Origin of the sequence: Agrobacterium sp. SORGH_AS_0440 (assembly GCF_031453135.1) — a bacterium.
In the GTDB taxonomy this organism is placed as follows: domain Bacteria; phylum Pseudomonadota; class Alphaproteobacteria; order Rhizobiales; family Rhizobiaceae; genus Agrobacterium; species Agrobacterium pusense.
Genome location: NZ_JAVIYR010000002.1, coordinates 2,394,110 through 2,402,500 on the forward strand (window position 1 = coordinate 2,394,110; position 8,391 = coordinate 2,402,500).

At 56.9% G+C, this 8,391-nt stretch carries 5 protein-coding genes, 1 tRNA gene, 2 rRNA genes and 2 pseudogenes (1 of these 10 running past the window's edge); 3 read left to right on the plus strand and 7 right to left on the minus strand.

Going from position 1 to position 8,391, the window contains the following annotated elements; all coding sequences use genetic code 11:
- Positions 1–49 precede the first annotated feature (49 nt).
- Positions 50–710, minus strand: a pseudogene (locus QE453_RS21015) (hydrolase).
- 151 nt (positions 711–861) lie between these two features.
- Between QE453_RS21015 and QE453_RS21020 the strand changes: the two are divergent.
- Positions 862–1,746, plus strand: coding sequence for a LysR family transcriptional regulator (locus QE453_RS21020; RefSeq protein WP_184287931.1), 885 nt, complete (start codon positions 862–864; stop codon positions 1,744–1,746).
- A 23-nt stretch (positions 1,747–1,769) separates the two neighbouring features.
- On the opposite strand, the gene QE453_RS21025 is transcribed toward QE453_RS21020, so the two are convergent.
- The 3 genes and pseudogenes from QE453_RS21025 to QE453_RS21035 all read right to left on the minus strand — a co-directional run bounded on the left by QE453_RS21025 (position 1,770) and on the right by QE453_RS21035 (position 3,634).
- Positions 1,770–2,396 carry a zinc-binding dehydrogenase gene (locus tag QE453_RS21025; RefSeq protein WP_309777917.1) on the minus strand — a complete coding sequence of 209 codons (627 nt, stop codon included), beginning with the start codon at positions 2,394–2,396 and terminating at the stop codon, positions 1,770–1,772.
- A gap of 94 nt (positions 2,397–2,490) precedes the next feature.
- Positions 2,491–2,727: pseudogene (locus QE453_RS21030) on the minus strand (alcohol dehydrogenase catalytic domain-containing protein); the annotation flags it as partial.
- Positions 2,728–2,893: 166 nt separating this feature from the next.
- Positions 2,894–3,634, minus strand: coding sequence for an SDR family NAD(P)-dependent oxidoreductase (locus QE453_RS21035; RefSeq protein WP_045532291.1), 741 nt, complete (start codon positions 3,632–3,634; stop codon positions 2,894–2,896).
- 196 nt (positions 3,635–3,830) lie between these two features.
- Here QE453_RS21035 and QE453_RS21040 point away from each other — a divergent pair, with 196 nt between their 5' ends.
- Positions 3,831–4,700, plus strand: a complete 870-nt coding sequence (locus tag QE453_RS21040) for an AraC family transcriptional regulator (protein WP_309777919.1) — start codon at positions 3,831–3,833, stop codon at positions 4,698–4,700.
- A 229-nt stretch (positions 4,701–4,929) separates the two neighbouring features.
- Positions 4,930–5,274 (plus strand): ethanolamine utilization protein, encoded by a 345-nt coding sequence (locus QE453_RS21045; RefSeq protein ID WP_045532293.1) that lies wholly within the window; start codon positions 4,930–4,932, stop codon positions 5,272–5,274.
- Positions 5,275–5,485: 211 nt separating this feature from the next.
- On the opposite strand, the gene QE453_RS21050 is transcribed toward QE453_RS21045, so the two are convergent.
- The 3 genes from QE453_RS21050 to QE453_RS21060 all read right to left on the minus strand — a co-directional run.
- Positions 5,486–5,562 (minus strand) — tRNA-Met (locus tag QE453_RS21050).
- Positions 5,563–5,781: 219 nt separating this feature from the next.
- A 5S ribosomal RNA gene (gene rrf / locus QE453_RS21055) occupies positions 5,782–5,896 on the minus strand.
- A gap of 264 nt (positions 5,897–6,160) precedes the next feature.
- Positions 6,161–8,391 (minus strand): 23S ribosomal RNA (locus QE453_RS21060) (it continues 568 nt past the right edge of the window).

An 8,391-nucleotide genomic window follows, 5' to 3' on the forward strand; every position in this document is an offset into this window, starting at 1 on the left:
GTGGGCCTTCCGCAGCTCTCCGTCCGGCACCCCAACATCCCGCTCTATTTTAGTGGCCGCCCTTGGTGGACGGGGCCGGCGTGTTGAGCAACTGCTGCTCCCAGAGATAGGCGATGCCACTGCCGCCGAAGTGCTGGATGAGAATTTCGGTCAGCTCCTCAACATGCTCGGTGCGGGCCCAATCGCGTTGCCATTCACCCGCAAGCGCCATTACCGTCATCACATTTGCGCCGGCCGCGATCATGCGCTGGATGGCAACTTCATGAGATTCCTTCGAAATCCCGCCGGAAGCGTCGGTAATCACGGTCACGTCCCAGCCTTCGCCAGCGGCCTGGATCACGGGCATTGCAACGCAGACTTCGGTCCACAGTCCGGCAATGATCAGCTGCTTGCGGCCGGTTCGCCTTGACAACGTTCACAACATTCTCGTCCTGCCAGGTGTTCACCCAGGTGCGATCGATGACTTGCTGATCAGGAAACACGTCGGTGATCTGCTTGAAGAGAAGTCCGCCGCGTGCCGCAATTACGCTGGTGAGGACAGTCGGAACATCGAAGGCTTTGGCCAGCTTCGCCAGCGCCGTCGTGAGATTGACCACAGCCTGCGGATCGTGGCTGTTCAGGTTTGCGAGCTGATAGGGCTGATGATCAATCAGAACGAGGACGGAATCTTCGGGGCGGAGAAGTGAATCAAGGCCGTTACGAAAGGTCATGGGTTCATCCTGTGTTGGCGGTTTATCGAGGCGCTTGCGCAAGGGACCTGCATCCCTTCGGGCATTGCCGCGGGAGGAAACTTGTCATTCCTGTTTATGATGCGGTAGTCCTTGTCAGCGTTGAGCTGTGTTGCAGAATGGGGAACGCAGAGTGGATATCGAAGACATCAGGACATTTGTCGAAGTTGCAGATGCGGGAGGTGTCTCTTCGGCCGCAGTGCGGCTCGGCATCTCCAAGTCCATGGTCAGCAGGCGGCTGGCGCGACTTGAGGCTGAACTTGGTGTCCAGCTTCTGGCCAGGTCCACACGCGGCGCTTCCCTGACGGAGGCGGGTGCCACCTTCCGGGACTATGCCGCCAGGATTTCAGCCGACATCGATATGGCGCGGGAGACGATTCTTCCGGCTGGTGAGCTTCGCGGGCGTCTGCGGATTGCGGCGCCGCTCTCTTTCGGCCCAACGCATTTCGCGCTCGTGATTGCGCAAATGGCGCGCCGCTATCCCCAGCTTCAGATCCACACCTGCTACACTGATCGTTTCGTGGATCTGATCGCCGAAGGATATGATTGCGCGATCCGGGTCGGGAACCTTCCGGATTCAAGCCTCGTCGCCAGACGTGTCGGTCCGCTCTATGGAATTTTTGTTGCCAGCCCGGATTACATCAAGGTCCACGGCTCGCCGCAAACACCCGAAGAACTTGTGGCTCATCAGGCTCTCATGCAAGGCACGGAAACCTGGCAGGTGATGGACGGAGACAGGGTGATAACCGTTCGTCCGCAGGGACAGTTCAAGGCCGATAACGGAGTTGCTCTTGCTGTCGCCGCGGCGGCCGGATTGGGAGTCGCCGTGCTGCCTTACGACCTCGTCAAAAATTATCTGGCTGCGGGCGAACTGGTGGAAGTGATGAAAGGTCATCCTCCACCCCCGGCCGGGATATATGTCGTCCGGCCGCCGGGCCAGCATCCCGCAAGAAAAGTCCGGGTGCTGACCGAAATGCTGATCGAGTGCTTCGGCAGTGGGAAGGGCTCAAGCGCCTGACCGCATGAATGGTGGCAGCAACCTCAAGGTGTCATCACGACGCGGCCAAGCGGCTTGGCTCTCTCCGCATATTCATGTGCCATCGAGGCGTCGCTCAACGGAAACACGCGGTCGATCACGACCTCCATTCGTCCCTCGGCCACGGCCTTGAGAAGCTGGATGACAGTTCCGTATACCGCCGGCCTCTCGAAGAGCGGCCCCATGAAGACACCGTGCAGCGTTTGATTGTTCTGCATCGGCGGCCAGAGGTCGGCATGGAGGCTGCCGCCACCTGCATTCCCGACGAACACGAGGCGACCCTCGGGCGCGAGAGCGGATAAGGACGCTTGCAAAGTCGAACCGACAGGATCGATGACGAGGTCAGCCCCCATGCCACCGGTCAGCCGGAGAACCTCCTCAACGACATCCTTTTCCAGCCGATCGATGACATGTGATGCGCCAAGGCCGCGCAGGCGTGCCTGTCTTTCACTACCGCCCGCCACAGCAATGACGGTCGCGCCGGCGTCACGCGCCAATTGGACGGCAGCCAAACCCACGCCGCCGGCGGCAGCCTGTATCAGAACTGTGTCTGCCTTTTGCAAGCCGCCTTTGGTGATCAGACAATGATGAGCCGTGCCGAACGAAATCGGCAGGGCCGCGGCCTGTGCCATTCCCAACGCCCTCCGGCACAAGCCATGTGCGCGAGGCCGGGACGGACCAGAGTTCCGCATGGGACCCCTGCATATCGAATGCAGCCACCCTTTCGCCGACCGCCCGGTCGCGGACATTTTTACCAACGGAAATCACGGTCCCTGCAGCGGCATAGCCGACAATCCACGGTGATTGCTGTGGTGTCGACCGGCGATTGATCAGATCGCCGCCTTCAATGGAAATCGCCTCGACGGCAATAAGCACATCATCCGGCCCGCAAACCGGATCGGGCACATCAGCATATCTCAAAACTGTAGGAGGACCGGGGTTGTCGTAAACTGCGGCTTTCATGTATTTTTCCTTGGCTGGCAGGGAGCATGATGCGACGCTATTTTTTCGCTTCGCGGTTCAAGAACGAAGGGGATGTACAGACTGCGCCGATTTTTCAACAGAGATCGGTTACCGATCGGTGCCCCGTCCGATTTTCATCGAGCGAAGCACCGGCTGCAGTGCGCTTTCAAGCAAGCGCGCCGCCGTCGACGGTAAGGATCGTCCCTGTGATCTGCCGGGCGGCAGGCGTTGCGAGAAAAGCGACGGCGGCCGCGACATCTTCCGGCTGATTGAAGCGGCCAAGCGCGCTCAGGCTGCGCTGGTAGTCCGCTGATTCTCCCGTCTCGGGATTCGAGTCGGTGTTCGTCGATCCCGGCTGAACGAGATTGACCGTTATGTCCCGAGCACCCAATTCTCGCGCAAGTCCGCGATTGAATGCCTGAAGCGCACTCTTGGTCATATAATAGACCGTACCGGGGACGCCGACGATGCGATCCGCGCCCGCTGAGCCGATATTTATGATCCGGGCACCTTCCTTGAGGTGTGGAATGGCCGCCTTCGACGCCAGAACAGGCCCGCGGACGTTAACCGCCAGCAACGCGTCGAGATCCTCGGCTGCGAAATCGGCAATATTATTGTATCGTCCTATCGCGGCATTGTTGACGAGAATGTCGAGGCCGCCCAGAGCCCGGACCGTCTCGTCCACGGCGTGTTGTATTGCGGCCGGATCGGCGCTGTCAGCCTGGATCGCGACGGCCGTGCCCCCCTCGGCCTGAATTGCCCGAACGAGTTGCGCGGCGCTCTCGGCTGACCGCTCATAGGTTATTGCTACATTCGCTCCCTTCCCAGAAAGAGCGCGCGCAATTACTGCGCCTATGCCACGCGAACCACCCGTTACCAGAGCGTTCTTTCCAGCCAGTTCCTGCATAATCCGGACCCTTTCAATCTCATGTCGCCCCGATGCGCGGTCTCGAGGTATGTTCCACCTGATTACCGGGGATCGTGGCAGCTCAATTCGTTAAGCCTGAAGATAGGCGGGCACGGCGAAAGCTACATGCCCGATCTTCCCAGAGACTTGCCTGATCCTTCCAAATCACTACATGCCTGAGATGATGGCCGGCTCTGTGAAACCAATCACCCAACTGCTGAAGGACGTTACTCCCTTTGTTGAGCGTCAGGGGGGAACCGTTGCCATTCCGACCCCTGTCCCGCGCCTAACGCTATGGACAAGTACACGCACCACGCCACCCACACCGGCGGTGTTCGAGCCGATGTTCTACGCCGTTCTACGGGGCACGAAGGTTTTGACCATGGGCGCCAATCGTTTCGAACTGCTGGCGGGCGACTGCGCGACATCGTCCTTCGGCCTGCCCTATATCCACCAGCTGACTGACGCGACGCCAGAGCTTCCCTACATCGGCATGAGCCTTCATCTCGATATCGGAATGCTCACGCGTGTCGTGCTCGACATGCCCAAGCATGAGGATCGCTGGACATGTGCGGTCGCATCAGACAATCTGAACGGACCTGTCGGCGATGCATTTGTTCGCCTTGTCGGACTTCTGGCCACGCCCGATGACGTCGGCGCGCTCGCGCCACACTACGAGTTCGAGCTCTATTATCGTTTGCTGCAAAGCTCGATGGGCGATACGCTTCGGCAGGTCGGACGGCGAAACGACCGGTTCCAGCAACTCAAGACGGCGGCCGACTGGCTTGCCACCAATCACAACGAACCGATTGTCATTCCCGAGCTAGCGGCCTCGTCCGGCATGAGCGTCACCTCTTTTCACCGGCACTTCAAGGCTGTCACGGGATTTAGCCCCCTGGCCTTCCAGCGTCATATACGCCTGCTGGAAGCCCGAAAGCTTCTCGCCTCCGGAAGCACTAATGTCTCCCGCGTGGCGTATGACGTGGGCTACGCAAGCCCTTCGCAATTCAGTCGGGAGTATAAGAGCATGTTTGGCACAGCGCCTGTCGCCGACCTGCAGCGCTGAACTCTTCCGGGGACGGCAGGCCAAAGCCTTCCGCAAGCAATAATCGTAAAACGGAACACTGAAGACCTATTCCGGTTATTCCCACGGCGTGTTGATGATCAACGCTGCCATACTAAATGAAGATTTTCGGCGTTATCGCCAGACAAGAAGCTTCTCGGCGGAGTGCACAAGCACGTGCTGCGGTTCAAACCGGCTCCACGCACGGCTCTAACATTTAAGGAGACAATGCATGGTCATTCATAAATTCGCCATTGCTGATGCGGCATTTGAACGCTCGCCAGGACAAGACGGTGACATTTTCACCGCCAACCTCCTCGATCAGCGCCATGGCGGGCCGGTCACTATCGGATTCGGGCGTTATGGACCAAACCAGATTCTCGAAGAAACAATGGCCGTACACGACACGATGGTCATCCTGGAAGGAAGTATTACCGTTTCCGATAGCCACAAGACGGTGATGGCGGGTCCGGGAGAGATCATCGCCATGCAGAAAGGCGACAGGGTTACGATCCGCTCTTACGAAGAAGGAGCGTTGACTGCTTATGTGACCTATCCTCATTGGCAACAGCCGTAGACGTGTTCGGCACAGGCAAGCACGGCTTCGGGCCAGGGTCGCATCCGAGACTTTGTGAAGCCGGGTTGTTTTCGGATTGTTCGACTGTGTTTGGGTGCATCCACTTGCGCGCGTGCTCGGGGGCGGATTTGTGCTAGTGTTATGCTATGCCCAAAACGCAAGAAAGCCCTCTTTTGGGAGAGGGCTTTCGTGTTTGCTTTCTTCGTAATTTTGGTTGCGGGGGCAGGATTTGAACCTGCGGCCTTCAGGTTATGAGCCTGACGAGCTACCGGGCTGCTCCACCCCGCGTCCAGCGCATTCGGCAAGGCCGAATGTCGCGGTTACGTCGTTGCTTTAGCGACGACGGATCTTTGCCGGAGTAAATTGCGGAGCAATTTATCTCCTGTAAGGGACGCACTTGGCGTTTTCCTTAAGTTTTGTCTTAAACTGCAAAAGGCCGCTTTTGGCGGCCCTTTTTTTTCGGCTGGGCCGAGGGATGTGATGAGAAGATTTTGATGCGTTTTGCAGACCTGGCAGCGACCTACTCTCCCGCGTCTTGAGACGAAGTACCATTGGCGCTGGGGCGTTTCACGGCCGTGTTCGGAATGGGAACGGGTGCAGCCGCCCCGCGATAACCACCAGGTCGGCAAAACGCAACATTGTTCATGTTTTCACATGAACGTTGTTTTCGAGAAGCTGGAGAGCTCAAGGCTCTGTTTAATTTACACGTCGTTTCTGTGACTTATCCGTATGTTGCCTTGCTCGAGGTCGAGCGTGGCGCCCATACAGGACGCTAGTCCGTCGCCAATCGTTTGGCGCGCCGTCTGCAGCGTAGTGGCCGAAGGCCACGTCAGCGTGAAGACAGAACAGATCATCAAGCTCCGCTTGATGAGCATGAACAATGGGAACGAAGAAGTCGATCGAGCTATTAGTAACGGTAAGCTTCACACATTGCTGTGCTTCCACACCCGTCCTATCAACGTGGTCGTCTTCCACGGCTCTGATAGGGAACACTCGTTTTCAGGTTGGTTTCCCGCTTAGATGCCTTCAGCGGTTATCCATTCCGTATATAGCTACTCTGCTATGCCCTTGGCAGGACAACAGATCCACCAGAGATACGTCCATCCCGGTCCTCTCGTACTAGGGACAGATCCTGTCAATATTCCTACACCCACGGCAGATAGGGACCGAACTGTCTCACGACGTTCTGAACCCAACTCACGTACCGCTTTAAATGGCGAACAGCCATACCCTTGGGACCTGCTCCAGCCCCAGGATGCGATGAGTCGACATCGAGGTGCCAAACAACCCCGTCGATATGGACTCTTGGGGGTCATCAGCCTGTTATCCCCGGCGTACCTTTTATCCGTTGAGCGATGGCCCTTCCACACGGGACCACCGGATCACTATGACCGACTTTCGTCTCTGCTCGACTTGTCAGTCTCGCAGTCAGGCTAGCTTATGCCATTGCACTCGACGACCGATTTCCGACCGGTCTGAGCTAACCATCGCGCGCCTCCGTTACTCTTTCGGAGGCGACCGCCCCAGTCAAACTACCCACCATACACTGTCCCGGATCCGGATAACGGACCGCGGTTAGACATCCACGAAGATAAGGGTGGTATTTCAAGGATGGCTCCACAGAAACTGGCGTCCCTGCTTCAAAGCCTACCACCTATCCTACACATGCCTTGGCGAATGCCAGTGTAAAGCTATAGTAAAGGTGCACGGGGTCTTTCCGTCTGACCGCAGGAACCCCGCATCTTCACGGGGAATTCAATTTCACTGAGTCTATGTTGGAGACAGCGGGGAAGTCGTTACGCCATTCGTGCAGGTCGGAACTTACCCGACAAGGAATTTCGCTACCTTAGGACCGTTATAGTTACGGCCGCCGTTTACTGGGGCTTCAGTTCAGAGCTTGCACCCCTCCCTTTAACCTTCCAGCACCGGGCAGGCGTCAGACCCTATACGTCGTATTGCTACTTCGCAGAGCCCTGTGTTTTTGATAAACAGTCGCTACCCCCTGGTCTGTGCCACCCCATCATACTTGCGTACAAAAGGGTCACGCTTCTTCCGAAGTTACGCGTGCAATTTGCCGAGTTCCTTCAACATAGTTCTCTCAAGCGCCTTGGTATACTCTACCTGACCACCTGTGTCGGTTTCGGGTACGGTCTATACGGTGGAGCTATTTCCTGGAACCTCTTCGCCGCCCAACCAATCCAATAAGGTTGAACAACACACGAGATCCGTCACTACCACCAGGCCCACGAATATTAACGTGGTTCCCATCGACTACGCGTGTCCGCCTCGTCTTAGGGGCCGGCTAACCCTGCTCAGATTAACTTTAAGCAGGAACCCTTGGTCTTTCGGCGAGGGAGTCTCTCACTCCCTTTATCGTTACTCATGTCAACATTCGCACTTCCGATATCTCCAGCAGCCCTCACGGGTCCGCCTTCACAGACTTACGGAACGCTCCGCTACCACTTGCATTGCTGCAAATCCTCAGCTTCGGTGCATGGCTTTAGCCCCGTTACATTTTCGGCGCAAAGACCCTTATTTAGACCAGTGAGCTGTTACGCTTTCTTTAAATGATGGCTGCTTCTAAGCCAACATCCTGGTTGTTTTGGGATCCTCACATCCTTTCCCACTTAGCCATGACTTGGGGACCTTAGCTGGAGGTCAGGGTTGTTGCCCTTTTCACGACGGACGTTAGCACCCGCCGTGTGTCTGCCGACTAGTACTCCTCGGTATTCGGAGTTTGGTTAGGATCAGTAAGACGGTGAGTCCCCATAGCCCATCCAGTGCTCTACCCCCGAGGGTATTCGGTCGACGCTCTACCTAAATAGATTTCGCGGAGAACCAGCTATTTCCGAGTTTGATTGGCCTTTCACCCCTAGCCACAAGTCATCCCGAACTATTGCAACAGTTATGGGTTCGGCCCTCCAGTTGGTGTTACCCAACCTTCAGCCTGCTCATGGCTAGATCACTCGGTTTCGGGTCTAATGCAACTAACTCAATCGCCCTATTCAGACTCGCTTTCGCTGCGCCTACACCTACCGGCTTAAGCTTGCTAGTTACACTAAGTCGTTGACCCATTATACAAAAGGTACGCCGTCACCCTTGCGGGCTCCGACTGTT

Excerpts from the sequence above, each read along its gene's own strand:
- QE453_RS21035 (WP_045532291.1), bottom strand. The coding sequence starts at position 3,634 with ATGCAGGAACTGGCTGGAAAGAACGCTCTGGTAACGGGTGGTTCGCGT.
- QE453_RS21025 (WP_309777917.1), bottom strand. The coding sequence starts at position 2,396 with ATGGCACAGGCCGCGGCCCTGCCGATTTCGTTCGGCACGGCTCATCAT.
- QE453_RS21045 (WP_045532293.1), top strand. The coding sequence starts at position 4,930 with ATGGTCATTCATAAATTCGCCATTGCTGATGCGGCATTTGAACGCTCG.